At 62.1% G+C, this 26522-nt stretch carries 23 protein-coding genes; 9 read left to right on the top strand and 14 right to left on the bottom strand.

Annotated elements, in window-relative coordinates; genetic code table 11:
* Nucleotides 1–24 precede the first annotated feature (24 nt).
* The 8 genes from AC0IYH_RS09310 to AC0IYH_RS09275 all read right to left on the bottom strand — a co-directional run bounded on the left by AC0IYH_RS09310 (nucleotide 25) and on the right by AC0IYH_RS09275 (nucleotide 8811).
* A complete protein-coding gene (locus AC0IYH_RS09310) occupies nucleotides 25–324 on the bottom strand; it encodes an XRE family transcriptional regulator (protein WP_116627033.1) in 300 nt (99 codons plus the stop codon).
* A gap of 4 nt (nucleotides 325–328) precedes the next feature.
* Complete coding sequence (locus AC0IYH_RS09305; protein ID WP_471833988.1) at nucleotides 329–652, bottom strand: type II toxin-antitoxin system RelE/ParE family toxin; 324 nt, start codon at nucleotides 650–652, stop codon at nucleotides 329–331.
* A 187-nt stretch (nucleotides 653–839) separates the two neighbouring features.
* Entirely contained in the window at nucleotides 840–1751 is a 912-nt protein-coding gene (locus AC0IYH_RS09300; protein WP_471833986.1) for a response regulator, read from the bottom strand.
* A 168-nt stretch (nucleotides 1752–1919) separates the two neighbouring features.
* The gene (gene phoU, locus AC0IYH_RS09295) at nucleotides 1920–2681 is read right to left on the bottom strand and encodes a phosphate signaling complex protein PhoU (protein ID WP_116627036.1); all 762 of its coding nucleotides are present in this window, start codon (nucleotides 2679–2681) and stop codon (nucleotides 1920–1922) included.
* A gap of 70 nt (nucleotides 2682–2751) precedes the next feature.
* Nucleotides 2752–3585, bottom strand: a complete 834-nt coding sequence (gene pstB / locus AC0IYH_RS09290) for a phosphate ABC transporter ATP-binding protein PstB (RefSeq protein WP_116627037.1) — start codon at nucleotides 3583–3585, stop codon at nucleotides 2752–2754.
* Nucleotides 3586–3718: 133 nt separating this feature from the next.
* Nucleotides 3719–5389: a phosphate ABC transporter permease PstA gene (gene pstA, locus AC0IYH_RS09285; protein WP_471833984.1), complete on the bottom strand. Its 1671-nt coding sequence runs from the start codon at nucleotides 5387–5389 to the stop codon at nucleotides 3719–3721.
* 15 nt (nucleotides 5390–5404) lie between these two features.
* Nucleotides 5405–7438, bottom strand: coding sequence for an ABC transporter permease subunit (locus AC0IYH_RS09280; RefSeq protein ID WP_177411953.1), 2034 nt, complete (start codon nucleotides 7436–7438; stop codon nucleotides 5405–5407).
* 386 nt (nucleotides 7439–7824) lie between these two features.
* On the bottom strand, nucleotides 7825–8811 hold the full coding sequence (locus AC0IYH_RS09275; RefSeq protein WP_017135798.1) for a phosphate ABC transporter substrate-binding protein PstS: 987 nt from the start codon (nucleotides 8809–8811) through the stop codon (nucleotides 7825–7827).
* Between the two features lie 294 nt (nucleotides 8812–9105).
* On the opposite strand from AC0IYH_RS09275, the gene AC0IYH_RS09270 reads away from it, so the two are divergent.
* Nucleotides 9106–11970, top strand: a complete 2865-nt coding sequence (locus AC0IYH_RS09270) for an EAL domain-containing protein (protein WP_471833982.1) — start codon at nucleotides 9106–9108, stop codon at nucleotides 11968–11970.
* On the opposite strand, the gene AC0IYH_RS09265 is transcribed toward AC0IYH_RS09270, so the two are convergent.
* Nucleotides 11967–13256 (bottom strand): MFS transporter, encoded by a 1290-nt coding sequence (locus tag AC0IYH_RS09265; RefSeq protein ID WP_116627041.1) that lies wholly within the window; start codon nucleotides 13254–13256, stop codon nucleotides 11967–11969. The genes AC0IYH_RS09270 and AC0IYH_RS09265 overlap by 4 nt on opposite strands.
* A gap of 240 nt (nucleotides 13257–13496) precedes the next feature.
* On the opposite strand from AC0IYH_RS09265, the gene AC0IYH_RS09260 reads away from it, so the two are divergent.
* The gene (locus AC0IYH_RS09260) at nucleotides 13497–13901 is read left to right on the top strand and encodes an acyl-CoA thioesterase (protein ID WP_003176975.1); all 405 of its coding nucleotides are present in this window, start codon (nucleotides 13497–13499) and stop codon (nucleotides 13899–13901) included.
* A 57-nt stretch (nucleotides 13902–13958) separates the two neighbouring features.
* Nucleotides 13959–14858: a D-hexose-6-phosphate mutarotase gene (locus tag AC0IYH_RS09255; protein WP_471833980.1), complete on the top strand. Its 900-nt coding sequence runs from the start codon at nucleotides 13959–13961 to the stop codon at nucleotides 14856–14858.
* A gap of 59 nt (nucleotides 14859–14917) precedes the next feature.
* Here AC0IYH_RS09255 and AC0IYH_RS09250 read toward each other — a convergent pair whose 3' ends face one another.
* From AC0IYH_RS09250 to AC0IYH_RS09230, 5 genes are all read right to left on the bottom strand, one after another.
* Entirely contained in the window at nucleotides 14918–15454 is a 537-nt protein-coding gene (locus AC0IYH_RS09250; RefSeq protein WP_050784921.1) for a DUF3299 domain-containing protein, read from the bottom strand.
* Nucleotides 15455–15531: 77 nt separating this feature from the next.
* Complete coding sequence (locus tag AC0IYH_RS09245; protein WP_005792540.1) at nucleotides 15532–15777, bottom strand: GlsB/YeaQ/YmgE family stress response membrane protein; 246 nt, start codon at nucleotides 15775–15777, stop codon at nucleotides 15532–15534.
* A 104-nt stretch (nucleotides 15778–15881) separates the two neighbouring features.
* A complete protein-coding gene (locus AC0IYH_RS09240; RefSeq protein ID WP_101273639.1) occupies nucleotides 15882–16967 on the bottom strand; it encodes a 5-(carboxyamino)imidazole ribonucleotide synthase in 1086 nt (361 codons plus the stop codon).
* Between the two features lie 11 nt (nucleotides 16968–16978).
* A complete protein-coding gene (purE, locus tag AC0IYH_RS09235) occupies nucleotides 16979–17470 on the bottom strand; it encodes a 5-(carboxyamino)imidazole ribonucleotide mutase (protein ID WP_003176980.1) in 492 nt (163 codons plus the stop codon).
* Between the two features lie 332 nt (nucleotides 17471–17802).
* Entirely contained in the window at nucleotides 17803–18711 is a 909-nt protein-coding gene (locus AC0IYH_RS09230) for a LysR substrate-binding domain-containing protein (protein ID WP_115485444.1), read from the bottom strand.
* Nucleotides 18712–18893: 182 nt separating this feature from the next.
* On the opposite strand from AC0IYH_RS09230, the gene aspA reads away from it, so the two are divergent.
* The 6 genes from aspA (at nucleotide 18894) to AC0IYH_RS09200 (ending at nucleotide 26513) form a co-directional block, all read left to right on the top strand.
* Nucleotides 18894–20318, top strand: coding sequence for an aspartate ammonia-lyase (gene aspA / locus AC0IYH_RS09225; RefSeq protein ID WP_471833977.1), 1425 nt, complete (start codon nucleotides 18894–18896; stop codon nucleotides 20316–20318).
* A 392-nt stretch (nucleotides 20319–20710) separates the two neighbouring features.
* Nucleotides 20711–22162 carry an alanine/glycine:cation symporter family protein gene (locus tag AC0IYH_RS09220; RefSeq protein ID WP_116627044.1) on the top strand — a complete coding sequence of 484 codons (1452 nt, stop codon included), beginning with the start codon at nucleotides 20711–20713 and terminating at the stop codon, nucleotides 22160–22162.
* A 74-nt stretch (nucleotides 22163–22236) separates the two neighbouring features.
* A complete protein-coding gene (locus AC0IYH_RS09215; RefSeq protein ID WP_471833975.1) occupies nucleotides 22237–23214 on the top strand; it encodes an asparaginase in 978 nt (325 codons plus the stop codon).
* Nucleotides 23215–23264: 50 nt separating this feature from the next.
* Nucleotides 23265–24257 carry an AraC family transcriptional regulator gene (locus tag AC0IYH_RS09210; RefSeq protein ID WP_471833974.1) on the top strand — a complete coding sequence of 331 codons (993 nt, stop codon included), beginning with the start codon at nucleotides 23265–23267 and terminating at the stop codon, nucleotides 24255–24257.
* 133 nt (nucleotides 24258–24390) lie between these two features.
* Nucleotides 24391–25425, top strand: coding sequence for a histone deacetylase family protein (locus tag AC0IYH_RS09205; RefSeq protein ID WP_471833972.1), 1035 nt, complete (start codon nucleotides 24391–24393; stop codon nucleotides 25423–25425).
* Nucleotides 25422–26513: a polyamine ABC transporter substrate-binding protein gene (locus AC0IYH_RS09200; protein ID WP_471833970.1), complete on the top strand. Its 1092-nt coding sequence runs from the start codon at nucleotides 25422–25424 to the stop codon at nucleotides 26511–26513. Before AC0IYH_RS09205 ends, AC0IYH_RS09200 begins: the two co-directional genes overlap by 4 nt.
* Nucleotides 26514–26522: the final 9 nt, after the last annotated feature.

Raw genomic sequence — 26522 nt, 5'->3', positions numbered from 1 at the left:
GGCTAGCAAGGGTTGATGACAGCTCTACGCTGGCAGCCCGTTGAAACAAATATCCACGTTCATCTGCGCAGCGGCCGACAAATTGACCAAGGCATCCAGCGAGAGTTTGTCGATCTTGCCGGTGAGAACGTCGTTAAGACGGGGCTGGCTGATGCCGAGTCGTTGCGCCGCAGCTTTTTGTGAGAGCTCCCAACTGCGGATGGTTTGGCACAGTTCCAGGAGCAACTTGGAACGCAGGCGCATATTGGCGGCTTGCTGGGGTGTGTCTTCCAACGCGTCCCAGACACTGCCGAAACGTTCACCGTAAACTTTTTGATGGGTCATGGGTTTAACCTAACTCCTGCAATCTGGCGCGAGCCAGTTCGATATCCCGCCCTTCGGTTTTCTGCGTGGTTTTGCGCAAGGCGTGCAGCACGTAAACAGCCTCAGGCCGATTGACCACATAGAACACTCGGAACGCTCCCGACGCCTCAGTGATCCGAATCTCGCTAACGCCCCTGCCAATGGTTTTCATCGGCTTGCAATCAAAAGGCTGTTCGCCCTGTTGCAACAGATCCAACTGAAAACCGGCGGCCCTACGGGCATCGAGCGGGAACGCTTTGAGATCACTGAGCGAGCTTCCTAGAAACACCACATCCTTGTGCCTTGGCATTGGCTTCTCCTTTCCTGGAAGGAAAAAGCCTAATCGACGATTCAGCCAGACACACTGGAGCTTTGTTTCAAGGCATAGCAAAGACCCGATAACGCTGAGGCGTTATCGAGAGACTATATCGAAACAGATATAAATCAAGCTAGGCATCGGGAATCAGACAGTCGGTCGATTCCCGATATTCAGCCGATCACGCACCCGGCACAAAGTGCTTCTGCGCCGTGCCGCGCGCGATCAGGCGGGAGATGTAGTCGAGCTTCTGCGCGTCCTGGTCGATGAACCGGAAGGTCAGTTGCAGCCAGTCGCTATCGGGCTTGGGCTCGAAGGCGACGATGGCGTGCAGGTAGCCGTTGAGGCGCGCGACTTCGGCGTTGTCGCCTTGCTCAAGGTCGAGCACGGCGCTTTCCAGCACCTGGGGCAGGACTTCGCTGCGACGCACCACCAACAGCGCTTCCTTGATGCTCAGCGCCTTGATCACGCATTGCTGGGTGCCGCTGGAAAGGCGCAACTGGCCCTGGCCACGACCGCCAGAAGGCGCGGCGGACGGGGCTTGTACCGCTGGGCTGTTGAGCAGGCCTTTGTTCGGCGCAGGCGCTGGCGCAGCGGCAACCGGGGCGGCACGCACGGCTTCAGGCTTGCCGCCGGTCAGGGCGCTGAGGGAGTCGTTGCCGAAAGCAGAGTTCATCTTGGTCGGCGCGCTGGCCACCAGGGCGTCGAGACGGCCGATCTTGTGCAGTGCCTGCTTGACCTTGTTCAGCAACTGCTCGTTGGTGAACGGCTTGCTGACGTAGCCGGAAACCCCGGCCTGGATGGCCTGGACCACGTTCTCTTTGTCGCCACGGCTGGTCACCATCACGAATGGCATGGCTTTGAGGTGTGGCTGCCCGCGGCACCAGGTCAACAGCTCCAGGCCGGACATCTCGGGCATTTCCCAGTCGCACAGCACCAGGTCGAAGGTCTCGCGCATCAGGATGGCCTGAGCCTTTTTGCCGTTCACCGCATCTTCAAGCTTGATCCCGGGGAAGTAGTTGCGCAGGCACTTCTTCACCAGGTCGCGGATAAACGAGGCGTCATCCACCACCAATACACTGACTTTACTCATCGACCCTTCATCCTATAAAAACCTTGGCACGCAGTACGCCTGACTGATGGCATTTTGCCAAAACTCTGCAGTCACGTTCGGACTTTATTGCACCCGATACGTAAAAAATTCAGCTGCCACAAACGAAAACGCCCGGCCTGAGGCCGGGCGTTAATTTCTCGGGCAATCTTACTTATCGTCAGTTTGGCCAGGAACATTAGGGATTTGGTCGGCCGAGCCTTCAACTTCGGCTTTCATGCGCTTGAGGCCCATGTGCCGCACGTCGGTGCCGCGAACCAGGTAGATCACCAGTTCCGAGATATTGCGCGCGTGGTCGCCAATGCGCTCCAGGGAACGCAGCACCCAGATAATGCTCAAGACTCGCGAGATAGAGCGCGGGTCTTCCATCATGTAGGTGGCCAGCTCGCGCAGGGCGGTCTTGTATTCGCGGTCGATGACCTTGTCGTACTGCGCCACCGACAGGGCCAGGTCGGCATCGAAGCGGGCAAAGGCGTCGAGGGCATCGCGCACCATGTTGCGCACCTGGTCGCCGATGTGGCGCACTTCCACGTAACCGCGCGGCGCTTCGCCTTCTTCGCACAGCTGGATGGCGCGGCGGGCGATCTTGGTGGCTTCGTCGCCGATGCGCTCCAGGTCGATCACCGACTTGGAAATGCTGATGATCAAACGCAGGTCCGAGGCCGCCGGCTGGCGACGGGCGAGAATGCGCAGGCATTCTTCGTCGATGTTGCGTTCCATCTGGTTGATCTGGTCATCGATCTCACGCACTTGCTGAGCCAGGCCCGAGTCGGCCTCGATCAGCGCAGTCACGGCGTCGTTGACTTGCTTCTCCACCAGCCCGCCCATCGCCAGGAGGTGGCTGCGCACTTCCTCAAGCTCGGCGTTGAATTGCGCGGAGATGTGGTGGGTAAGGCCTTCTTTGCTAATCATGTTGGCGTCCTTGGAGCGTCCGGTAAGGTGCGGAGAACCGCAGCGTCAGTGCAATCAGAACCACAGCTTCCTAGCCGTAGCGACCGGTGATGTAGTCTTCGGTCTGCTTCTTCGCCGGATTGGTGAACAGGGTGTCGGTGTCGCCGAATTCCACCAGTTTGCCCATGTACATGAACGCGGTGTAGTCGGAAACCCGCGCCGCCTGCTGCATGTTGTGGGTCACGATGACGATGGTGAACTTGGATTTCAGCTCGTAAATCAGCTCTTCGACTTTCAGCGTCGAGATCGGATCGAGTGCCGAGCAGGGTTCGTCGAGCAGCAGCACTTCCGGCTCCACCGCGATGGTACGCGCGATCACCAGACGCTGCTGCTGGCCGCCGGACAGGCCGAGTGCCGACTCATGCAGGCGGTCCTTGACCTCGTCCCACAGCGCCGCGCCTTTCAAGGCCCACTCCACCGCTTCGTCGAGGATGCGCTTCTTGTTGATGCCCTGGATGCGCAGGCCGTAGACCACGTTTTCGTAGATGGTCTTGGGGAACGGGTTGGGCTTCTGGAACACCATGCCCACACGGCGACGCAGCTCGGCCACGTCCTCGCCCTTGCGGTAGATATTGGTGCCGTAGAGGTTGATGGCGCCGTCCACGCGGCAGCCGTCCACCAGGTCGTTCATGCGGTTGAAGGTGCGCAGCAGCGTGGACTTGCCGCAGCCCGACGGGCCGATGAAGGCGGTTACGCGCTGCTTGGGGATGTTCATGCTGACGTCGAACAGCGCCTGCTTTTCACCGTAGTACAGGCTCAGGCCCGGTACTTCGATGGCCACGGTTTCGTCGGCCAGGCTCAGGCTCTGCTTGTTGCGACCCAGGGCAGACATGTTGATGCCGTGGGATTGAGTTTCATGTTGCATGGGATGCTCCCTGTGCTGTTGTGTGGGAGGGGGCTTGCCCCCGATGGCTGTGTGTCAGTCAGCACATCTGTTTCTGATCTGCCGCTATCGGGGGCAAGCCCCCTCCCACATTTATTCTGAGTTCACTTCTAAATCAGCTATCCAGCGCTTTGTATTTTTCGCGCAGGTGGTTACGAATCCACACCGCCGACAGGTTGAGCGTGGCAATCACCAGCACCAGCAGCAACGCGGTGGCGTACACCAGCGGCCGCGCGGCTTCGACGTTGGGGCTCTGGAAGCCGACGTCATAAATATGGAAGCCCAGGTGCATGATCTTCTGGTCCAGGTGCAGGTACGGGTAGTTGCCGTCCAGCGGCAGCGACGGCGCCAGTTTCACCACACCTACCAGCATCAGCGGCGCCACTTCGCCGGCGGCACGCGCCACGGCGAGGATCATGCCGGTCATCATCGCCGGGCTGGCCATCGGCAGCACGATCTTCCACAGCGTTTCCGCCTTGGTTGCGCCGAGTGCCAGCGAGCCTTCACGCACGGTGCGAGGAATCCGCGCCAGGCCTTCTTCGGTGGCCACGATTACCACCGGCACGGCAAGCAGCGCCAGGGTCAGCGAGGCCCACAACAGGCCCGGTGTACCGAACGTCGGTGCCGGCAGGGCTTCGGCGAAGAACAGGCGGTCAACCGAGCCACCCAATACATACACGAAGAAGCCCAGGCCGAACACGCCGTAAACGATGGCCGGTACGCCGGCCAGGTTGTTCACGGCGATGCGGATAATGCGCGTCAGCGCGTTCTGCTTGGCATATTCACGCAGGTACACCGCCGCCAACACACCGAATGGGGTCACGATCATCGCCATGATCAGGGTCATCATCACGGTGCCGAAGATCGCCGGGAAAATCCCGCCTTCGGTGTTGGCTTCGCGTGGGTCGTCGCTCAAGAATTCCCAGACCTTGCTGAAGTAGAAACCGATCTTGGTCAGCGTGCCCATGGCGTTCGGCTGGTAGGCGTGCACCACTTTGCCGATACCGATTTCGATTTCCTTGCCGTTCGCATCACGGGCCGTCAGGGCATCGCGATTGAACTGGGCGTGCAGGTCGGCCAGGCGCGCTTCGATGTCCTGGTAACGCGCATTCAGCTCGGCGCGGCCTGAGTCCATGTCGGCCTGGGCGGTGGCGTCGAGCTTGCCTTCCAGTTCCAGTTTGCGGCCGTGCAGGCGGATGCGTTCGAGGCCGGCGTTGATTGCGCCGATGTCGGATTTTTCCAGGGTCTTGAGCTGGGCAGCCAGGTTGTTCACGCGGTCGACGCGGGCTTGCAGCTCCGGCCACGCGGCTTCGCCTTCGGCGATCACCTTGCCGTCCTGCTTGACGTTGACCAGGGTGCCGTAGAAGTTGCCCCACTCACGGCGCTCGATGGTCATCAGGTTTTTCGGCGTGGTCTGGTCCTTCAGCCACTCGCCGACGATCCAGGTGAAGTCGTTGCCGTTCAGGTCACGGTTGCCGACCTTGATCAGCTCGCGGGTCATGAACTCCGGGCCCGCATCGGGCACCGGCAGGCCCGCGCTTTTCAGGCGCTCGCGGGGTACTTCTTCCTTCTGCACCACTTCGCCGATGACGATATGGTTTTCCTGGCCCGGCACGTTGTAGTTGGCCTGGATCAGGTCGGCCGGCCAGAAGTGGCCCAGGCCACGCACGGCAATCACCGCCAGCAAACCAATGGTCATGATGACCGCGATGGACACCGCGCCACCGCTGATCCAGACGCCGGGGGCGCCGCTCTTGAACCATCCATTCAGGGAGTTCTGTTTCACAGACTTCTACCTTTCTTAAAGCGACGAGTATTTCTTGCGCAGACGCTGACGGATCAGCTCGGCGAGGGTGTTCATGACGAAGGTGAACAGCAGCAGCACCAGCGCCGACAGGAACAACACGCGGTAGTGACTGCCGCCGACTTCCGACTCGGGCATTTCCACCGCGACGTTGGCCGCCAGCGTGCGCAGGCCTTCGAACAGGTTCATCTCCATCACCGGGGTGTTCCCGGTGGCCATCAGCACGATCATGGTTTCGCCGACCGCGCGGCCCATGCCGATCATCAGCGCCGAGAAAATCCCCGGGCTGGCGGTCAGGATCACCACGCGGGTCATGGTCTGCCACGGCGTGGCGCCCAGGGCCAACGAGCCCAGGGTGAGGCCGCGCGGCACGCTGAACACGGCGTCTTCGGCGATGGAGTAGATGTTCGGGATCACCGCGAAACCCATGGCCAGGCCGACTACCAGGGCGTTGCGCTGGTCGTAGGTGATGCCCAGATCGTGGGAGATCCACATGCGCATGTCGCCGCCGAAGAACCAGGTTTCCAGGTACGGGCTCATGTACAGCGAGAGCCAACCCACAAACAGGATCACCGGGATCAGGATCGCGCTTTCCCAGCCGTCGGGAACGCGCAGGCGGATGGATTCAGGCAGGCGGCTGAAGATAAAGCCGGCTACCAGGATGCCAATCGGCAACAGCATCAGCAGGCTGAAAATCCCCGGCAAGTGCCCTTCCACGTACGGCGCCAGGAACAGGCCGGCGAAGAAGCCGAGGATCACCGTCGGCATCGCTTCCATCAGTTCGATCACCGGCTTGACCTTGCGGCGCAGGCTCGGGGCCATGAAGTAGGCGGTGTAGATCGCAGCGGCAACCGCCAAAGGTGCGGCCAGGAGCATGGCGTAGAACGCGGCCTTCAAGGTGCCGAAGGTCAATGGTGCCAGGCTCATCTTGGGTTCGAAATCGGTGTTGGCGGCGGTCGATTGCCAGACGTATTTAGGCTCGTCGTAGTTTTCGTACCAGACCTTGCTCCACAGCGCGCTCCAGGACACTTCCGGGTGCGGGTTGTCGAGCAGCAGCGGTTGCAGCTTGCCACCGGCTTCGACGATCACCCGATTGGCGCGTGGCGACATGCCGTATACGCCCTGGCCGTCGACCACCGGGTCTACCAGCAGGGTGCGGTGCGCGGTGCTGTGGAACACGCCGAACTGGCCCGAAGCGTCGAGGGCGGTGAAGCCTTTGCGGCGCTCTTCGGCGGAGATTTCAACAATCGGCGCAGTGCCCATCTGGAAGGTACGGATCTGCTTGAAGCGCTGCTCGCCATCCGGGTCACGGGCCATGAACCACTGGGCCAGGCCACCCTTGGAGTTACCGACGATCAGCGAGATGCCGCCCACCAGCTGGGTGCTGGCGGTGACTTCAGCGGTGCCATCTTCCAACAATTTGTATCGACCGTTGAGGCTCTTGTCGCGCAGGCTGAATACATCAGCCAGGGCGCGACCGTTGATCACATACAGCCACTGCTGGCGCGGGTCGATGAAAATCGCCTTCACCGGCTCGGTCATTTGCGGCAGCTCGACACGCTTCTGCTCGCTGGTGACTTCGCCGGTCATCATGTTTTCTTCGCGGCTCAGGGTCAGCACATTCAAGTACGAACCGGCCGAGCCGGCCACCACCAGCGAGGTGTCGGTGGCGTTGAGGGCCACGTGCTCCAGTGGGCGACCGGCGTCGTCCAGCACGATCGGCGTTTCGCCGTAGGGGTATTCGATGGCTGGGGTGATGGTTTTCTTGCCGTCCGGGTACGACACCTTATAGGTGTGGCGGAACACCAGGGACTGGCCATTGGACAAACCAAGGATCACCAGCGGGCTGCCCGGCTGGTCTTCACCGATAGACGCAACGCTGGTACCGGCCGGAAGCGGCAGGTCGACGCGCTTGAGTTCCGCGCCCGTGCCCACGTCAAAGAACAACGCCTGGCCCTTGTCGGAAACGCGCATGGCGACTTGGTTCTGTTCTTCCATCGAAATCATCAACGGCTTGCCCGCGTCCTGCAGCCAGGCTGGCGTCAGCGCGTCTTCCTTGGTCAGCGAAGCACCCTGGAACAGCGGCGCGACGACATAGGCGAGAAAGAAGAAGATCAGCGTGATGGCGCCGAGGACGGCGAGGCCGCCGACCAGCACGTACCAGCGGGTCAGGCGATCCTTGAGCGCGCGGATGCGGCGCTTGCGTTGCAGCTCAGGCGTATTGAAATCAATGCGCTTGGGGGGAGAAGTCGTCGTCATGGTGGAATTGGCCAGATCATTCATGCGCACACCCTAGCGATCCTGTATGACAGAAAGATGACAGTGCAGTGACGCAACAAAACCGCCGCGAAGCAGGGCTGGCAGCGGATTGAAGAATTAGTGAGGCGAGGCCGGTTTACCGGCCCCGCGCAGGCAACTTAGTTGCCTTCTTTCAGGCCCAGGTCAGCCAGGGCCTTGGCGGCAACTTTGGCTGGCAGTGGGATGTAGCCGTCTTTCACTACAACTTCCTGGCCCTGCTTGGACAGCACCAGTTTCACGAACTCAGCTTCCAGCGGAGCCAGAGGCTTGTTCGGGGCTTTGTTGACGTAAACGTAGAGGAAGCGCGACAGCGGGTATTTGCCATTCAGGGCGTTTTCTTCGCTGTCTTCGATGAAGTCAGTGCTGCCTTTCTTGGCCAGGGCCACCGTCTTCACGCTGGCAGTTTTGTAGCCGATGCCCGAGTAACCGATGCCGTTCAGCGAGGAGCTGATCGACTGCACGACCGAAGCCGAGCCAGGTTGTTCGTTCACGTTTGGCTTGTAGTCGCCTTTGCACAGGGCTTCTTCTTTGAAGTAGCCGTAGGTGCCGGATACCGAGTTACGACCGAACAGCTGAACCGGCTTGTTGGCCAGGTCGCCGGTCACGCCCAGGTCGCCCCAGGTTTTCACGTCGGCTTTGGCGCCGCACAGGCGAGTCGAGGAGAAGATGGCGTCGACTTGTTCCATGGTCAGGTGCTGGATCGGGTTGTCCTTGTGCACGAACACGGCCAGGGCATCCACGGCAACCGGGATTGCGGTTGGCTTGTAGCCGTACTTCTGCTCGAAGGCCGCCAGTTCGGTGTCCTTCATCTTGCGGCTCATCGGGCCCAGGTTGGAGGTGCCTTCAGTCAGCGCAGGCGGTGCAGTGGCGGAGCCGGCAGCCTGAATCTGGATGTTGACGTTCGGGTATTCCTTTTTGTAACCCTCAGCCCACAGGGTCATCAGGTTGGCCAGGGTATCGGAACCGACGCTGGACAAGTTGCCCGACACACCAGTGGTCTTCACGTACGCAGGAATTGCCGGGTCAACACCAGCGGCCACCGCGTTGGCGGTCGCAACGCCAGCAGCGACAAAAGTCATTGCCGCCATCAAACGTTTCAGTTTCATGCCTTGCTCCTAGCAGATAGGGATAGTTGGATCGGGGCCAAGTATCGGGAGGCCGTGTGAACACTCTATGTCTGGAATATGACAATTAGATGAAAGGCCAGCATTGGGCCAATACGCGAAACCCCTGCAAATCCTTGCCCAAGTGGTTTCATTTTTTCGCTGCGCGGCCGATTCAGTAGCGCATGGCGCATAAAACCATTGAAAAATGCAGCTATAGACGTTAAACCGAAAGTCGATAGCACATAGCCATCGAACAATGGGTGGGCATTGCCAGTTTTGGCTCAGGGAGTGCTGATGAGTGTTCATCTATTGACTGACTCCCCGCTACACGCGAAAGACGGCGGCGCACGCGCGTCTGAACGCAAGGGAAACCCGGACACCATCGAGCAATTACTGGGCTCAGCACGCAGCTGGGCCCATACCACTGCATGGGTCGTTTACCGCGCCGGTGAGCAACTGCATTTGCTCGGCAAAGGCGACCCACAGGCGCAATGGCCCGCAAGCATTGCCAATGACGCGTTTGAAGGCTTTTGCTCGGCCCACCGCCTGCACCGCTGGCCAACCGGCACCGGCGAAAGCGAGCTGGGCTGGCTGCTCGCCCCCCTCGAGCACGCTGCGCAACCGGCGCTCGCCGACCTTGCCCTGAACCTCGGCATTCAGCTACAGACCCACACCCTCGCCCGCGCGCAGATCACCCAGCGTGTGCTGTATGAAATCACCTACCTGGCCAGTTCCACCCGCGACCGCTCGGTGTTCCTGGTCGGGGTTCACCAACTGCTGGCCAGCCTGATTGATGCCGAGAATTTTTACCTCGCGCTGTACGACCCCCACAGCGGCAAGATCGACTACCCGTACTACGTCGACATTATTGATGTCGAGGCCCTGGAGTCCGAGAACTACGAATACCTTGACCGCTCGCGGCTGTCGCTGACCGGGCAGGTGCTGACCTCCGGCCAACCCTTGCTGATCGACGCCGCCGGGATTCGCGCGGCTCAGGCCGAGGGCCGTTTCCACTGCGTGGGGGATTGCCCCGAGTTCTGGATGGGCGCGCCGCTGAAAAACGCCTCGGATGACGTGTTTGGCATGCTCGCCATGCAGGTCTACGACGTGTCGCGCACCTACAGCGCCGAGGACCGCGCGCTGTTTCTGGTAGTGGCCCGGCACGTGGCCATGGCGCTGAACCGCATCCTGCACCGCGAAGACCTGGAAGAAACCGTGATCCGTCGCACCCTGGAGCTGTCGGCACTCAACGATGCGCTGCGCCAGGAAGTCGCCGACCGCGAACGCGCCGAGCACTTGCAGAGCGCGCTGTTCCAGATTGCCGAGCTGTCGAGCCAACCGGGGGACATGGCTGAGTTGTTTCAAACCTTGCATGGCATCGTCGGCGACTTGCTCTTCGCGCAGAACTTCTACATCGCCTTGTTCGATGACACGACCCACGAAGTGACCTTTCCCTACTACGTCGACGAGCGACTAAAGGCGTGCCCAGCCCCCCGGCGTGGTCGCCGCGGCCTGACCGAGTACGTCATCCGCCAGCGCCGGCCGTGCCTGATCGACTCCACCGAGGCAGAACGCCTGGCAACCCAGGGTGAAATCGACCGGGCCCATGAGTCCGTGCGCTCCGACTCCTGGCTGGGCATCCCGTTGTTCGATGGCGACGTGGTGCGCGGCGTGCTGGCGGTGCAAAGCTACACCTCGGCGGTGCGCTACACCCTGCGTGATCAGGAGCTACTGACGTTTGTATCGCGGCACATCGACACCGCCCTGTCGCGACGCACGGCGGCCGAAGCGATCCACGCGGCCAACCTCAAGCTGGAAGCCCGGGTACAGAGCCGCACCCGCGAACTGGATGACGCCAATGCCAAGCTGCAACACGAAAATTCCCACGATGCACTGACCGGGCTGCCGAACCGCACCTTCCTGCAACAGCACCTCAACCAGGCCTGGTTGCAGTTCGGCAGCGAGGGCGGGCACCTGGCCGTGATGTTTATCGACCTTGACCGCTTCAAACTGGTTAATGACAGCCTCGGCCATCACTTCGGCGACCTGCTGCTGATCCAGGCCGCCCACCGCTTGCGCAGCTGCCTGCGCGGCAGCGATATGCTCGCGCGCCTGGGCGGCGATGAGTTTTCGGTGCTGGCACCCGGCGCGCCGCTGGAGGTGACGATCGAAATCGCCGAACGGATCCTGCTGGCGTTTGACCTGCCGTTCGTGATCAATGGCCATGAAGTGTTTTCGTCGTGCAGCATCGGCATTGTCAGCGCCGACAGCCAGTTCCACCATGAGCCCGCAGACCTGCTGCGCGATGCCGATGCGGCGATGTACCGGGTCAAGAGTGCCGGGCGCGACAGCTACGCGGTGTTCAACCAGGAAGTGCGCCACGAAGTCTCGGACCAGGTTGAGCGTGAGGGCGCCCTGCGCAACGCGCTCAAGCGCAGCGACGAACTGGTGCCATATTTCCAGCCGATTGTCAGCGTCGACAACGGCAAACTGCTGGCCCTTGAGGCCCTGATCCGCTGGCAGCAGCCCGATGGCAGAGTGATTGCCCCCGGCGAGTTTTTACCCGATGTCGAAGGTTTGCGCCTGATCGGCCGGCTGGACCTGTACATGCTCACCAGCATCGCGGTGATCCTCGCCCAGCCCGAACACGCCAATTGGCCGCCGGTGCACGTCAACTGTTCCAGCTACAGCATGACTCGCGCGGACTTTGCCAGTGATGTGCTCGCCCTGTTGGCGCGCCACGGGGTTGCGCCCTCGCGCATCTGCCTGGAATTGACCGAAGGCGCGCTGGTGGCCGAGCCGGCGATGGCCCGGCTGACCATGCAGCAGTTGGCGGACAACGGCATGTCGGTGGTGCTCGATGACTTCGGCGCAGGGTTTTCATCCCTGAGTTATGTGCATCAATACCGCTTCAGCGGCTTGAAGATCGACAAGTCGTTCATCTTCGAGCTGACCACCAGCCCGCGCAGCCGCGCCATCGTGCGCGCAATTGTGCGCATGGCCGAGTCGCTGGACCTGAGTGTGGTGGCCGAAGGGGTCGAGGATGGCGCCACCCTGGCCCTGCTGCGCGACATCGGCGCGGGGCAGGCCCAGGGTTATTATTTCGCCAAACCGATGGGGTTGAAGGCGCTGCTGGCGAGTTCGCTGCTCAGCGGTTAGCGCCCGCGCTTCCACAGATAACCACCGACCACCATCCCCATCACACACAGCGCAGCCACGTAGTAGGACGGCCCCATCGGGCTTTCCTTCATCAGCAGCGACACCGCCAGCGGCGTCAGGCCACCGAAGATGGCATAGGCCACGTTGTAGGAGAACGACAGGCCACTGAAGCGCACCACCGGTGGGAAGGCTTTGACCATCACGTACGGCACCACGCCGATAGTGCCGACAAACAGGCCGGTCAAGGCGTACAGCGGGAACAGCCAGTCCGGGTGGGCAATCAGGCTGTGATACAGGGTCCAGGAGGTTGCCAGCAGCAGTGCGCAACCGACGATCAACACCCGCCCGGCACCAAAACGGTCAGCCAGGGCGCCGGAAGCAATGCAGCCCAGGCTCAGGGTGACGATGGCCAGGCTGTTGGCCTGCAGCGCTACGGTTGCGCTGAAGTGATAGACGGTTTGTAACACGGTCGGCGTCATCAGGATAACCACGACGATGCCGGCCGACAGCAGCCAGGTCAGCAGCATCGACAGCACGATGGCGCCACGATGGTCGCGCAGCACGGCGCGCAACGGCAGCTCGGCGGCCAGGGTCTTGCGCTGCTGCATCTCGGCGAAGATCGGCGTTTCATGCAGCCAGCGGCGCAGGTACACCGACAGCAGGCCGAACACACCACCGAGCAGGAACGGGATCCGCCAGGCGTAATCCGACACCTGCTCCGGGCTATAAATAGTGTTGATCGCGGTGGCCACCAGCGAACCCAGCAAAATACCGGCGGTGAGGCCGCTGGTCAGGGTGCCGCAGGCGTAGCCGATATGGCGCGGCGGTACGTGCTCGGAGACGAATACCCAGGCGCCGGGTACTTCGCCGCCAATCGCCGCGCCCTGGATGACGCGCATCAGCAGCAACAGGATCGGCGCCCACAGGCCGATCTGTGCGTAGGTCGGCAGCAGGCCCATGATCAGGGTCGGCACGGCCATCATGAAGATGCTCAAGGTGAACATTTTCTTGCGGCCCAGCAGGTCACCGAAGTGCGCCATGATGATGCCGCCCAGCGGGCGTGCCAGGTAGCCGGCGGCGAAGATGCCGAAGGTCTGCATCATGCGCAGCCATTCGGGCATGTCGACGGGGAAAAAGAGTTTTCCGACCACGGTGGCGAAAAACACGAAAATGATGAAATCATAAAATTCCAGCGCCCCGCCCAAGGCAGACAGCGACAGGGTTTTGTAGTCGTTGCGGGTCAGCGGGCGCGAAGGTTGCGCACTGCTTGCGGGCACGGAGGACATGGCAAGGCTTCTCTTATTAGTCAGGACGGCAGATCCGAGGGGCTGGCTGAGCCAGGACGGGTTGGGCAAGATAGCAAATCGCTTGCAAAAGCACATCAGAAGCACAGTTGCCGGAAAAAGCCGCCATACAGCCGCCAATTGCCGACCAAATCAACCAGAGACGGTCGTCGCGGCGCGAGGGTGTCGATATACTCGGCCCACGCACGCGCCAGACCCGCAGTCTTGAGAGGCATTCACGGCATGATCGAACTCGAACAAGAAGACCCTATCCCGCAAGGCGATCTCGCCCTGCAAATCACCGCGCTCCCGCGTGAAACCAACGGCTTCGGCGACATCTTCGGCGGCTGGCTGGTCGCGCAGATGGACCTGGCGGGCACCGCGATGGCCAGCAAGGTTGCCGGCGGCCGAGTAGCTACCGTGGCGATTGATCGCATGGCGTTCCTCGTACCCGTGGCGGTCGGCGCGCAATTGTCCTTCTATACCCAGGCCCTGGAAATCGGCCGCAGCTCGATCCAGATGATGGTCGAAGTGTGGAGCGACGACCCGCTGTCCAGCGAATGGCGCAAGGTCACCGAGGCGGTGTTTGTATTCGTCGCCATCGATGGCAGCGGCCGCACGCGTTCGGTACCGTCGCGCGCGCGTTAAACCTCGCCGGGTTTTGACGGTCAATTGCCCCATTGCCTGCCATGAAGAGTGCTTTGTATGCCCTTGCCCCACGTTGAATCCGTGAAAATCGACGCGCTGGATTGCTGGCGCATCCGCCACAACGGCGCCGAGCTGATGGTGGCCCAACAGGGCGCGCATATTTTCAGCTACCAGCGCGAAGGCGAGCAGCCGCTGATCTGGCCGAACCCTGAGGCGGTGTTCAAGCAGGGCAAAGGTATCCGCACCGGCGTTCCCGTGTGCTGGCCGTGGTTTGGCGTGTTCGATCGCAACCCGCAAAGCGTCAAGGCGATGCGCCAGAGTGAGCAACCGGCCGGCGCCCATGGTTTTGTGCGCACGGCGCTGTGGGAATTGGCCAAGACCGAGCTTGAAGGTGAAGCGCTACGCGTGGACCTGAAACTACCAGTGCCTGCCGGCGGCTTTCCTGGCTGGCCACACCAAGTCGACCTGACGCTGAGCCTGCTGCTGGATGACCAACTGCATATCCGCCTGACCAGCCATAACCGCGACACCCACACCGTGACCCTCAGCCAGGCGCTGCACACCTACTTTGCCGTGAGCGATGTGCGCAACGTGCAGGTCGACGGTTTGGACGGTGGGGCCTATATCGACACCGCCGATGGCTGGGCCGAGAAGACGCAAGCGGGCTTGCTGCACTTCAGCGCCGAGACGGATCGCATCTACCTCGATACACCCGCGCAGCTGAATATTGTCGATACGGACTGGCAGCGCCGCATCCAGCTCACTGCCGAGGGGTCGAAATCCACCGTGATCTGGAACCCCTGGACCGAACGCGCCAAGGCCTTCGACGACATGGCCGACGATGGCTGGCAGGGCATGCTGTGCATTGAGACGGCGAATGTGTTGGATGATGTGGTGAGCCTTGCGCCAGGCGCAAGCCACACGTTAGGCGTGAGCATCACCAGTCTAGCCCTGTAAACACGGATCAAACTGTGGGAGGGGGCAAGCCCCCTCCCACATTGGTTTTGTGTTGTGGTTTAGAGATCGGACTCCTTCACCACTCGCACCTTGCCGGCATCCAATGCATAGGCGGCATCTGCCAAGTCATTATTCACCTTCTCCACCTTCAACGTTCCCGTGACCCACAGCGGCGTGTAGATATCATCCAGCTTCAACCCCTTCGGATAGCGCACCAGCACCAACTGGTTAGGCGGCGGTGGCGGCACGTGGATGCACGCGCCCGGGTACGGCACCAGGAAAAACAGGGTGCTGCGGCCCTTGGCATCGGTTTCCAGCGGCACCGGGTAGCCGCCGATGCGGATGTTCTTGCCGTTCATGGCGGCCACGGTCTTGGTCGAATACATCACCGCCGGCAAGCCTTTGCTCTGCTTCAAGCCACCCTTGTCGGTAAAGGTGCCCTGGGCTTCGGGGGAGTTGTGGTCGATCTCGGGCATGGCCTCGAGGGCTTTCTGGTCCGACAGCGGCATCAGGTCGAGCCAGTCGGTTTCCGGCAGTTCGCCGGCGTGGGCCAGGCCGGAGCCAAGCAAAAGGAGAGTCAACAAAAGACGGCGCATGGAGAGGCTCGGCAAGTACAGGTGGCGAGCATTCTAGCCCTCTGCGCCTGCGCAGCGCAGAGGACTTTGTCGGCTGATTACTTCTTTTTGATCAAGCCGTAGATCACCAGCAGGACAATCGCGCCAACCAGTGCGCCGATGAAACCTGCGCCCTGACCCGCCTGGTAAATACCCAGCGCCTGACCACCGTAGGTCGCGGCCAGGGAGCCGGCGATACCCAGCAGGATGGTCATGATCCAGCCCATGCTGTCGTCGCCGGGCTTGAGGAAACGCGCGAGCAGACCGACGATCAGGCCGATAAAGATGGTTCCGATGATACCCATGGCATTTCCCTCTGTATGAAGTGAGCTATGCCGAAGCCTAGACAGGCTTTGGCATCCTGCAATCAGAGAGACGACGATGACCAATGGTTCCCATCGGACTTGGCTTATTGCTCGGCGATCAGCGCTTCAACCTTGAGGATCTGCGCTTCAAGCGTCGCACGGTCCTTGCAGCGCAGGTTGGCGTGGCCGACCTTGCGCCCGGCCTTGAAGGCCTTGCCGTAGTGATGCAGGTGGCAGTCATCAATCGCAATCACCTGCTCGACCGGCGGTACCACACCGATAAAGTTGAGCATGGCGCTCTCGCCCACCTTGGCGGTGGAACCCAACGGCAAGCCGGCAACCGCGCGAAGGTGGTTTTCGAACTGGCTGCACTCGGCGCCTTCGGTGGTCCAATGCCCGGAGTTGTGCACGCGCGGGGCGATTTCGTTGGCCTTGAGGCCACCGTCGACTTCAAAGAACTCGAACGCCATCACGCCGACATAATCCAGCTGCTTGAGCACGCGGCTGGAATAGTCTTCGGCCAGGGCCTGCAACGGGTGATCGGTGCTGGCCACGGACAGCTTGAGGATGCCGCTGTCGTGGGTGTTGTGCACCAACGGGTAGAAGCGCGTTTCGCCATCACGGGCACGCACGGCGATCAGCGAGACTTCACCGGTGAACGGCACAAAGCCTTCCAGCAGGCAGGCTACGCTGCCCAGCTCGGCAAAAGTGCCAACCACATCGGCGGCCGTGCGCAGCACTTTCTGGCCCTTGCCGTCGTAACCCAGGGTGCGGGTCTTGAGCACGGCCGGCAGGCCGATGCTGGCGACGGCGGCGTCCAGGTCTGCCTGGGACTGGATATCGGCGAAGGCCGGGGTCGGAATGCCCAGGTCCTTGAACATGCTCTTCTCGAACCAGCGGTCGCGGGCGATCCGCAGGGCTTCGGCACTCGGGTACACCGGCACGAATTGCGACAGGAACGCCACGGTTTCAGCCGGGACGCTTTCGAACTCGAAGGTCACCAGGTCGACTTCGTCGGCCAGTTGGCGCAGGTGGTCCGGGTCGCTGTAGTCAGCGCGCAGGTGTTCACCCAGGGCTGCAGCGCAGGCATCCGGCGCCGGGTCCAGGAAAGCGAAGTTCATCCCCAGCGGAGTGCCCGCCAAGGCCAGCATGCGGCCGAGTTGGCCGCCACCGATTACACCGATTTTCATCGTCAACAACCTCAGGCGATACGTGGGTCTGGATTGTCCAGCACGCTGTCTGTCTGCTCAGCACGGAATTTTTTCAGCACCGCGTGGAACTGCGGGTGCTTGGCGCCCAGGATGCTGGCGGACAGCAACGCGGCGTTGATCGCGCCGGCCTTGCCGATCGCCAGGGTGGCCACGGGGATACCGGCTGGCATCTGCACGATGGACAGCAGCGAATCGACGCCCGAGAGCATTGCCGACTGCACCGGTACGCCCAGCACGGGCAGGTGAGTCTTGGCTGCGCACATGCCTGGCAGGTGCGCCGCGCCGCCGGCACCGGCGATGATCACCTCGATGCCACGGGATTCTGCTTCATCGGCATACTGGAACAGCAAATCCGGGGTGCGGTGGGCAGAGACCACTTTCACTTCATACGGAATGCCGAGTTTTTCCAGCATATCGGCGGTGTGGCTAAGGGTGGACCAATCGGACTTGGAGCCCATGATCACGCCAACCAATGCACTCATCGTCGTGCCTCTTCTCTCTGGGCGCCCGCAGGCGCGTCAAAAAACAACAAGCCACGCGGGAAATCCGGCGTGGCTTGGTGTACGAATTAAGGCCGGTTGGACCGGCCGAAGGCCGCGCAGTATACCGTAATAATCCAGATAAACAGCCCCTCGGATGACCATCTGTCTAGCGGCGCAAAGTGGCGGTTTTATTGACTTAAAAGTCAGTCCAAAGCGCCGCGAAATAGTGTGGGAGGGGGCTTTCCCCCGATGACGGTGTGTCAGGCACTTATCTGTCTCTGATACACCGCTATCGGGGGCAAGCCCCCTCCCACATTTGATCGGTGCCGGGCTCAAGCATTCTGTGCCGCGCCACCTTCGAGCTTGCGCCACAACAAGCGCACATTCGCCTTGCGCACCAGCGCGCAGCGATACAGGCGAATCTCCAGCGGTACATGCCATTGCGGACCACCGCAGACCACCAGTTCACCCCGGGCCAGTTCCGCGCGCACGCTGAGTTGCGGCACCCAGGCAATGCCCAAACCTTCCAGCGCCATGCTTTTGAGGCTGTCAGCCATGGCCGTTTCATACACGGTGGTAAAACGCAGCGCGCGCTGGCGCAGCAGCAGGTGCACCGAACGGCCGAGGAACGCGCCGGCGCTGTAGGCCAGCAACGGCACGCTGCCCTCGCCTTCGAGGTCGAACAGCGGCTTGCCGTCGGCATCGGCTGCGCACACCGGGAGCATTTCGGTGTTGCCCAAGTGCAGCGAGGGGAATATTTCGGCGTCCATCTGCATCGCCGCGTCCGGGTCGTAGAACGCCAGCATCAGGTCGCAGCCGCCTTCGCGCAGGGCGTGCACGGCATCGCCGACGTTGGTGGCGACCAGCCGCGTGGCGATGTTCAAACCTTCGTTGCGCAGTTGCGCGATCCAGCGCGGGAAGAATCCCAGCGCCAGGGAGTGAGCGGCGGCCACTTGCATGACTTCGCCCTGCCCGCCTTCCAGGTGATGCAAATGGCGCAGCACTTCACCAAGCTGCTCGACCACCGTGCGCGCAGTGACCAGAAACAGCTGCCCCGCCGCCGTCAGCTCCACTGGCGTGCGCGAGCGGTTTACCAGGGTCAGCCCCAGCGCGGCCTCCAGGCTGCGGATACGGCGGCTGAACGCCGGCTGGGTGACAAAGCGCCGCTCCGCCGCCTGGGAAAAGCTGCGGGTGGCCGCCAGGGCGCTGAAGTCTTCCAGCCATTTGCTCTCAAGGTTCATCACTGCCTCCCACGGATACGCACCATTTTGGCACACACGCCCGCCATGATAGCCGGGTCACAGCTACATTATGCCGTTTATGCATAGGCCAGTGCTGAACAGCATTGGCCCAAAAACTTCCACAAGCCTAGCATTCGCAGCGTTCCGGCCTGTTCCGGGTCCATATCGAGATGATTTCCGTCATGTCCTCCGCTGCATCATTCCGTACCGAAAAAGACCTGCTTGGCGTACTCGACGTACCTGCCCAAGCGTATTACGGCATCCAGACCCTGCGAGCGGTGAACAACTTCCGCCTCTCGGGCGTTCCGATTTCGCATTACCCGAAATTGGTGGTCGGTCTGGCGATGGTCAAGCAAGCGGCGGCTGACGCCAACCGCGAGTTGGGCCAGCTCAGCGAAGCCAAGCACGCTGCCATCAGCGAAGCCTGTGCCCGCCTGATCCGCGGCGATTTCCACGAAGAATTCGTGGTGGACATGATTCAAGGCGGCGCTGGCACTTCAACAAACATGAATGCCAACGAAGTCATCGCCAACATCGCGCTGGAGGCCATGGGTCACCAGAAGGGCGAATACCAATACCTGCACCCCAACAACGACGTGAACATGGCGCAGTCGACCAACGACGCCTACCCGACCGCGATCCGCCTGGGTCTGCTGCTGGGCCATGACGCGCTGCTGGCCAGCCTCGACAGCTTGATCCAGGCCTTCGCCGCCAAAGGTGTCGAGTTCGGCCATGTGCTGAAAATGGGCCGCACCCAATTGCAAGACGCCGTGCCGATGACCCTCGGCCAGGAATTCCGCGCCTTCGCCACCACCCTCGGCGAAGACCTGGCCCGCCTGAAAACCATGGCGCCAGAGCTGCTGACCGAAGTGAACCTGGGCGGCACCGCCATCGGCACCGGCATCAACGCCGACCCGCGTTACCAGGCCCTGGCCGTACAACGCCTGGCGCTGATCAGCGGCCAGCCGCTGGTACCGGCGGCCGACCTGATCGAAGCCACCTCCGACATGGGCGCCTTCGTGCTGTTCTCCGGCATGCTCAAGCGTACGGCGGTGAAGCTGTCGAAGATCTGCAACGACCTGCGCCTGCTGTCCAGCGGCCCGCGCACCGGCATCAACGAGATCAACCTGCCGGCGCGCCAGCCAGGCAGCTCGATCATGCCCGGCAAGGTCAACCCGGTGATCCCGGAAGCCGTGAACCAGGTGGCGTTCCAAGTCATCGGCAACGACCTGGCCCTGACCATGGCGGCCGAAGGCGGCCAGCTGCAACTGAACGTGATGGAGCCGCTGATCGCTTTCAAGATCTTCGACTCGATCCGCCTGCTGCAACGCGCCATGGACATGCTGCGCGAACACTGCATCGTCGGCATCACCGCCAACGAAGCGCGCTGCCGCGAACTGGTGGAGCACTCCATCGGCCTGGTCACCGCGCTGAACCCGTACATCGGCTATGAAAACGCCACCCGCATCGCGCGTATCGCCCTTGAAAGCGGCCGTGGCGTGCTGGAACTGGTGCGCGAAGAAGGCTTGCTCGACGACGCCATGCTCGACGACATCCTGCGCCCCGAAAACATGATCGCTCCACGCTTGGTCCCGTTGAAGGCCTAAGCGTTTGTTGCACCGCTCACCAGGTTGAGGGACTAGACACCTCTCACCTTTTGAGGGCCTGAAGGCTCGTTCTTCAGGCCCTTTTTTTTGCCTCAAGGTTGTGAAATGACGCCCATAAAAAATCCAATATCGCCCTGCAAACCCTCATCGCCTGAAACAGTGTGGCTGAAACCTTTAATCAGCCCAGGCAGACGGATCACGTTCGCCTAGGTATAGTGCCGCCCCTCTTCGCGTCAGAGATCGTCGGTAACGAGGTCCTGGACAGCGCGAAACCGCATGAATAACAACACCCGCAAAAGGATTGGGGTCGAAGCGTCGTGCACTGCCTGGTGCGAGACGATGCGTCGGACCGTCCTGCGTTTGCCATTAGAAAAATCAGCGAGGAACACTCCATGCTCGAAGTCATCAACGACTTCCTCTCAGGGAAAGTATTGATCGTGCTCATTGTCGGGCTCGGCGGTTATTTCACGATCCGCTCGCGTTTCGTCCAGTTGCGCCACTTTTTCCACATGTTCTCGGTGTTCAAAGACAGCCTGAAGAGCAGCTCCGGCCAACTCAGCTCGTTCCAGGCGCTGATGCTCAGCCTGGCCGGCCGTGTCGGCGCCGGTAACATCGCCGGGGTCGGCATTGCCGTGACCCTGGGTGGCCCGGGCGCCGTGTTCTGGATGTGGGTCACCGCGCTGGTGGGCATGTCGTCGAGCTTTATCGAGTGCTCGCTCGGCCAGCTGTACAAGCGCACTGACGTCGAAGGCACCTACCGTGGCGGCCCGGCCTATTACATCCAGCACGGCTTGCACAAGCGCTGGCTGGGTATGGTCATGGCGTTCCTGCTGCTCGTGACCTTCGGCTTTGCCTTCAACGGCCTGCAAGCCCACGCCGTGACCCACTCGCTGAACAACGCCTTTGGCCTCGACACCACTTACACCGGCCTGGCCCTGGCGGCATTGCTGGGCCTGGTATTCATCGGCGGGATCAAGCGCATCGCCTCGATCGCCGACCTGCTGGTACCGGTCAAGACCCTGGTGTACATCGCCGTGACCCTCTACGTGATCGTGCTGCAATTCGACCACGTGCCGGCCATGCTCGCGACCATCGTCAAGAGCGCGTTCGGCCTCGACCAAGCCTTCGGTGGCCTGGTGGGCAGCGCGATCATCATGGGTGTGAAGCGCGGCGTGTTCGCCAACGAAGCCGGTCTGGGCAGTGCGCCTAACGTGGCCGCTGTGGCCTCGGTGGAACACCCGATCGCTCAGGGCGTGGTCCAGGCGTTCAGCGTGTTCCTCGACACCTTCGTGATCTGCACCTGCACCGCCTTGCTGATCCTGCTTTCCGGTTTCTACACCCCGGGCTTTGAAGGCGACGGCATTGCCCTGACCCAGAACTCCCTGGCGGCAGTGGTCGGCGACTGGGGCCGGATGTTCATCTCGGTGGCCCTGGCGTTGTTCGTGTTCACCTCGATCATGTACAACTACTACCTCGGCGAGAGCAACCTGCGCTTCCTGGTGGGCAACAACCGCAAGGTGCTGATGGGCTATCGCGCCCTGGTGCTGGCGCTGATTTTCTGGGGCTCCATCGAGAACCTCAGCACCGTGTTCGCCTTCGCCGACATCACCATGACCATGCTGGCCTTCGTCAACCTGTTCGCCCTGGCGTTCCTGTTCAAGATCGCCATGCGCATCCTGAACGACTACGACAACCAGCGCGCGGCAGGCATCAAGACCCCGGTGTTCGATTCCAGCCAGTTCCCCGACCTGGACCTGGACCGCAAGGCCTGGCCGGCCAACCCGGTGAAGCCTGAGCCGGCGGCTCAAGCCTCGGCTGAACTGGGCGCTCAAGCGCAACGCTAAACCTAGATAGATGACACGCCGCCCGGCCTTGGGCATGCTCTGGGCCCGGCGGCGTTTTTCGTTCAGGAGTTTTTATGCAACCAGCTAACAACGTGATGGTGCTCTACACCGGCGGCACCATCGGCATGCAGGCCAGCGCCAACGGCCTGGCGCCTGCGTCGGGTTTCGAAGCGCGCATGCGCGAACAGCTCGCCAACGCCGCAGTGCCGGCCTGGCGCTTTCGTGAAATGGCGCCGCTGATCGACAGCGCCAACATGACCCCCGCCTACTGGCAGCGCCTGCGTGTCGCGGTCATTGAGGCCGTGGACGAGGGCTGCGACGCCGTGCTGATCCTGCACGGCACCGACACCCTGGCCTACAGTGCGGCGGCCATGAGCTTCCAACTGCTCGGCCTGCCCGCGCCGGTGCTGTTTACCGGTTCGATGCTGCCGGCCGGCGTGCCCGACAGCGACGCCTGGGAAAACGTCAGTGGTGCCCTCGCGGCATTGGGCGCAGGCCAGGCGCCGGGGGTGCAGCTGTACTTCCACGGCGCGCTGATGGCGCCGACCCGTTGCGCGAAAATCCGCAGCTTTGGTCGCCACCCGTTTGCCGCGCTGCAACGCAACGGCGGCGTGGCCAAAGCCAGCAACGTCCCGGACGCGCTGGATTACCGTCACGACAAGGCCTTGGCCAACGTCGGCGTGCTCCCGCTGGTACCAGGCATTGCCGCCGTGCAGCTGGACGCGCTGGTCGACAGCGGCATCCAGGCGCTGGTGCTCGAATGCTTCGGCAGCGGCACCGGGCCAAGCGACAACCCGGCGTTCCTGGCCAGCCTGCAGCGCGCCCGGGACAAGGGCGTGGTCGTGGTCGCGATCACCCAATGTCATGAAGGCGGCGTGGAGCTGGACGTGTACGAAGCCGGCAGTCGTTTGCGTGGCGTGGGCGTGTTGTCGGGCGGCGGGATGACCCGTGAGGCAGCGTTCGGCAAGCTCAACGCGCTGCTCGGCGCGGACCTTGCCAACGCCGAAGTGCGGCGCCTGGTCGAACTCGACCTGTGCGGCGAGCTGAGCTGACCGGCATGTAACTTGCTCCCCTTCCAGCCATCCCCTGGCTGGAAGTTCCCATGCTGCATTCCCACCTCACCACCCTCAATGCCGTGTCGCTGGTGCTCGGCGCCTTCAAGGACCAGGGCCTGCCTGGCGAAACCCTGCTCGAAGGCAGCGGCATCTGCGCGGCGGATCTGAGCCGTGCCGACACGCGCATCACCACCAACCAGGAAATGCGCGTGTGCGCCAACGCCGTGGCGTTGCAGCGCGATATCGGCCTGGAACTGGGCCGGCGCATGCATGTTTCGTCCTACGGCATGCTCGGTTATGCCCTGCTCACCAGTGCCACCTTCGGTGACGCTTTGCGCCTGGCGCTGCGTTATCCGGCGCTGTTGGGAACACTTTTCGAGCTGAGCCTGGTCGAGGATGGCGAGCGCATCTGGTTCTGCGCCAGCGATTACCGCGAGAACCCGAGCCTGGAAACCTTCAACGTCGAGTTCTGCCTGGTATCGCTGAAAGTCATCTGCGACGACCTGCTCGGCCACCCGCTGCCATTGCTCGGCGCGCGCTTTGAATACGACGCGCCGGACTATCAGGCGCACTACCGTGAACGCTTCGACTGCCCGCTGCAGTTTCAAGCCACCGCGAACGCCTTCGCCTTCGACAAACGCTGGCTCGACCAACCGCTGCCGCTGGCCGACGCGATTACCCACCAGGCCATGGCCGAGCGCTGCCGCAAACAGAACCTCGAGTTCACTGGGCGCCAGGCCTGGCTGGGGCGCATCCGCCAGTTGCTTGCCAGCCAGTTGCAGGCAGCGCCGGGCCTTGAAGGGCTGGCGCAACAGCTGAACTGCTCGGCGCGCACCCTGCGCCGACACTTGCACGACCAGGGGTGCAGCTACCAGGAACTGCTCGACGAGCTACGCTTCGAGCGGGCCAAGCAGCTGCTGGGCGAGGATGCGTGGCCGATCTACCGGATTGCCGAAGCGCTGGGGTTCAGCGAAACCGCGAGCTTTCGGCATGCGTTCGTGCGCTGGAGCGGCGTGGCGCCGAGCCAATTTCGCGCGTGACGCCCCATTGAGGGGCGAATTTCGGACAGACACTTTGGCCATATATATCCCCTTTTGGCCGCTCCTGCCGTTCTCATAAACCTCGCCCACCGCAAGACTGCATGCACCGACACAGCCTGCGGAGAACAACAAAATGCTGACGATCTACTCGGACGATCACCACCTGCACCACGGCCGCTGCGAATTGATGGACGGGCAACTGATGCCCTGCTTCGAAATGCCCTCGCGCGCCGACCATGTGCTGCAACGGGTCAAGGACCGCGAACTGGGCCCGGTGCAGGCGCCCGAAGACTTTGGCCTGGCGCCGCTGCAACGCATCCACAGCAGCGACTACCTCGACTTCTTCAAAGGCGCGTGGGCGCGCTGGACCGAGTTCAACCAGGACGGCGACCTGCTGCCCTACACCTGGCCCGCCCGCACCCTGCGCCGCGTGTTGCCCACCAGCCTGCACGGCCAACTCGGCTATTACAGCTTTGACGGCGGCGCACCGATCACCGCCGGCACCTGGCAAGCCGCTTACAGTGCGGCCCAGGTCGCCCTCACCGCGCAACAGGCGATCCAGCAAGGCGCCCGCAGTGCCTTCGCCCTATGTCGTCCGCCGGGCCATCACGCCGCCGGCGATTTGATGGGCGGCTATTGCTACCTCAACAACGCAGCGATTGCCGCCCAGGCGTTTCTCGATCAAGGCCACAAAAAGGTCGCGATCCTCGACGTCGACTACCACCACGGCAACGGCACCCAGTCGATTTTCTACGAACGCAGCGACGTGCTGTTCACCTCGATCCACGGCCACCCGGAAGCCGAGTTTCCGTTCTTCCTCGGTTATGCCGATGAGTTGGGCGAAGGGCCCGGCGAGGGCTTCAACTTCAACTACCCGCTGCCCGCCGGTGCCGGCTGGGACACCTGGAGCGCCGCGCTGGAGCAGGCTTGCGCCGAGATCGAGCGCTACGGCGCGCAGGTCATCGTGGTCTCCCTGGGCGTCGACACGTTCAAGGACGACCCGATCTCACAGTTCAAGCTCGACAGCCCGGACTACCTGGCCATGGGCGCGCGCATCGCGCGGCTCGGCAAGCCGACGCTGTTTGTGATGGAAGGCGGTTACGCGGTGGAAGAAATCGGCATCAATGCCGTCAACGTTCTTGAAGGTTTCGAGGAAGCAGCCCAATGAAGATGCTCACGTCTCTGGCGCTCTGCGCCGCCGTGTTAAGCGCCGCCGCGCAGGCCGAGGAAAAAACCCTGCGGGTCTATAACTGGTTCGACTACATCACCCCCAAGGCGCTGGAGGATTTCAAGGCGCAGAACCCCAAGGTCAAGCTGGTCTATGACATCTTCGACACCAACGAGGCGCTGGAAGCCAAGCTGCTCACCGGCAACTCCGGCTATGACGTGGTGGTGCCGTCCAACGTGTTCCTCGCCAAGCAGATCGAAGCCGGCGTGTTCCAGCCCCTGGACCGCAGCCAGTTGCCGAACTGGAACCACCTCGACCCCAAGCTGATGAAGCTGATCGAGGCCAACGACCCCGGCAACAAATTCGCCGTGCCGTACATGTACGGCACCATCCTGATCGGCTTCAACCCGGACAAGGTCAAGGCCGCACTCGGCGCCGATGCCCCGGTGGACAGCTGGGACCTGATCTTCAAGGAAGAGAACATCAGCAAGCTCAAGCAATGCGGCGTTGCCCTGCTTGATTCGCCGTCGGAAATTCTGCCGCTGGCCCTGCAGCACCTGGGCCTGGACCCCAACAGCAGCAACCCCAAGGACTACGTAAAAGCCGAAGCGCTGCTGATGAAGATTCGCCCCTACATCACCTACTTCCATTCGTCCAAGTACATGGCGGACATTGCCAACGGCGACATCTGCGTGGCCGTCGGCTATTCCGGCAGCTTCTCCCAGGCCGCCAACCGTGCCAAGGAAGCCAAGAACGGCGTGACCGTGGACATGCGCTTGCCCAAGGAAGGCGCGCCGATCTGGTTCGACATGCTCGCCATTCCCAAGGGCGCGAAAAACCCCGGGGACGCGTACACCTTCATCAACTACCTGCTGCAGCCCGGGGTGATCGCGCCGATCAGCGACTTTGTCGGCTATCCCAACCCCAACAAGGATGCGACCAGCCTGGTCGACCCGGCGATCCGCAACAACCCCAATCTGTACCCGACCGAGGCGGCCATGAGCACGCTCTACACCTTGAAACCCCTGGGCCGTGATGCAGAGCGCGCCAGGACCCGCGCCTGGACCAAGATCAAATCCGGCACCTGACCCGCGCCG

The organism is Pseudomonas sp. AC463 (assembly GCF_979253585.1).
The sequence above is the reverse complement of the archived record's forward strand: the minus strand, read 5'-3'. Positions and strand labels throughout refer to the sequence as shown.

Excerpts from the sequence above, each read along its gene's own strand:
- AC0IYH_RS09310 (WP_116627033.1), bottom strand. The coding sequence starts at position 324 with ATGACCCATCAAAAAGTTTACGGTGAACGTTTCGGCAGTGTCTGGGAC.
- AC0IYH_RS09265 (WP_116627041.1), bottom strand. The coding sequence starts at position 13,256 with ATGTCCTCCGTGCCCGCAAGCAGTGCGCAACCTTCGCGCCCGCTGACC.
- AC0IYH_RS09220 (WP_116627044.1), top strand. The coding sequence starts at position 20,711 with ATGCTCGAAGTCATCAACGACTTCCTCTCAGGGAAAGTATTGATCGTG.
- AC0IYH_RS09260 (WP_003176975.1), top strand. The coding sequence starts at position 13,497 with ATGATCGAACTCGAACAAGAAGACCCTATCCCGCAAGGCGATCTCGCC.
- AC0IYH_RS09210 (WP_471833974.1), top strand. The coding sequence starts at position 23,265 with ATGCTGCATTCCCACCTCACCACCCTCAATGCCGTGTCGCTGGTGCTC.
- AC0IYH_RS09205 (WP_471833972.1), top strand. The coding sequence starts at position 24,391 with ATGCTGACGATCTACTCGGACGATCACCACCTGCACCACGGCCGCTGC.
- AC0IYH_RS09255 (WP_471833980.1), top strand. The coding sequence starts at position 13,959 with ATGCCCTTGCCCCACGTTGAATCCGTGAAAATCGACGCGCTGGATTGC.
- AC0IYH_RS09200 (WP_471833970.1), top strand. The coding sequence starts at position 25,422 with ATGAAGATGCTCACGTCTCTGGCGCTCTGCGCCGCCGTGTTAAGCGCC.
- AC0IYH_RS09305 (WP_471833988.1), bottom strand. The coding sequence starts at position 652 with ATGCCAAGGCACAAGGATGTGGTGTTTCTAGGAAGCTCGCTCAGTGAT.
- aspA (WP_471833977.1), top strand. The coding sequence starts at position 18,894 with ATGTCCTCCGCTGCATCATTCCGTACCGAAAAAGACCTGCTTGGCGTA.
- AC0IYH_RS09270 (WP_471833982.1), top strand. The coding sequence starts at position 9,106 with ATGAGTGTTCATCTATTGACTGACTCCCCGCTACACGCGAAAGACGGC.
- AC0IYH_RS09230 (WP_115485444.1), bottom strand. The coding sequence starts at position 18,711 with ATGAACCTTGAGAGCAAATGGCTGGAAGACTTCAGCGCCCTGGCGGCC.
- AC0IYH_RS09240 (WP_101273639.1), bottom strand. The coding sequence starts at position 16,967 with ATGAAAATCGGTGTAATCGGTGGCGGCCAACTCGGCCGCATGCTGGCC.
- AC0IYH_RS09245 (WP_005792540.1), bottom strand. The coding sequence starts at position 15,777 with ATGGGTATCATCGGAACCATCTTTATCGGCCTGATCGTCGGTCTGCTC.
- AC0IYH_RS09275 (WP_017135798.1), bottom strand. The coding sequence starts at position 8,811 with ATGAAACTGAAACGTTTGATGGCGGCAATGACTTTTGTCGCTGCTGGC.
- pstB (WP_116627037.1), bottom strand. The coding sequence starts at position 3,585 with ATGCAACATGAAACTCAATCCCACGGCATCAACATGTCTGCCCTGGGT.
- phoU (WP_116627036.1), bottom strand. The coding sequence starts at position 2,681 with ATGATTAGCAAAGAAGGCCTTACCCACCACATCTCCGCGCAATTCAAC.
- purE (WP_003176980.1), bottom strand. The coding sequence starts at position 17,470 with ATGAGTGCATTGGTTGGCGTGATCATGGGCTCCAAGTCCGATTGGTCC.
- AC0IYH_RS09300 (WP_471833986.1), bottom strand. The coding sequence starts at position 1,751 with ATGAGTAAAGTCAGTGTATTGGTGGTGGATGACGCCTCGTTTATCCGC.
- AC0IYH_RS09250 (WP_050784921.1), bottom strand. The coding sequence starts at position 15,454 with ATGCGCCGTCTTTTGTTGACTCTCCTTTTGCTTGGCTCCGGCCTGGCC.
- AC0IYH_RS09215 (WP_471833975.1), top strand. The coding sequence starts at position 22,237 with ATGCAACCAGCTAACAACGTGATGGTGCTCTACACCGGCGGCACCATC.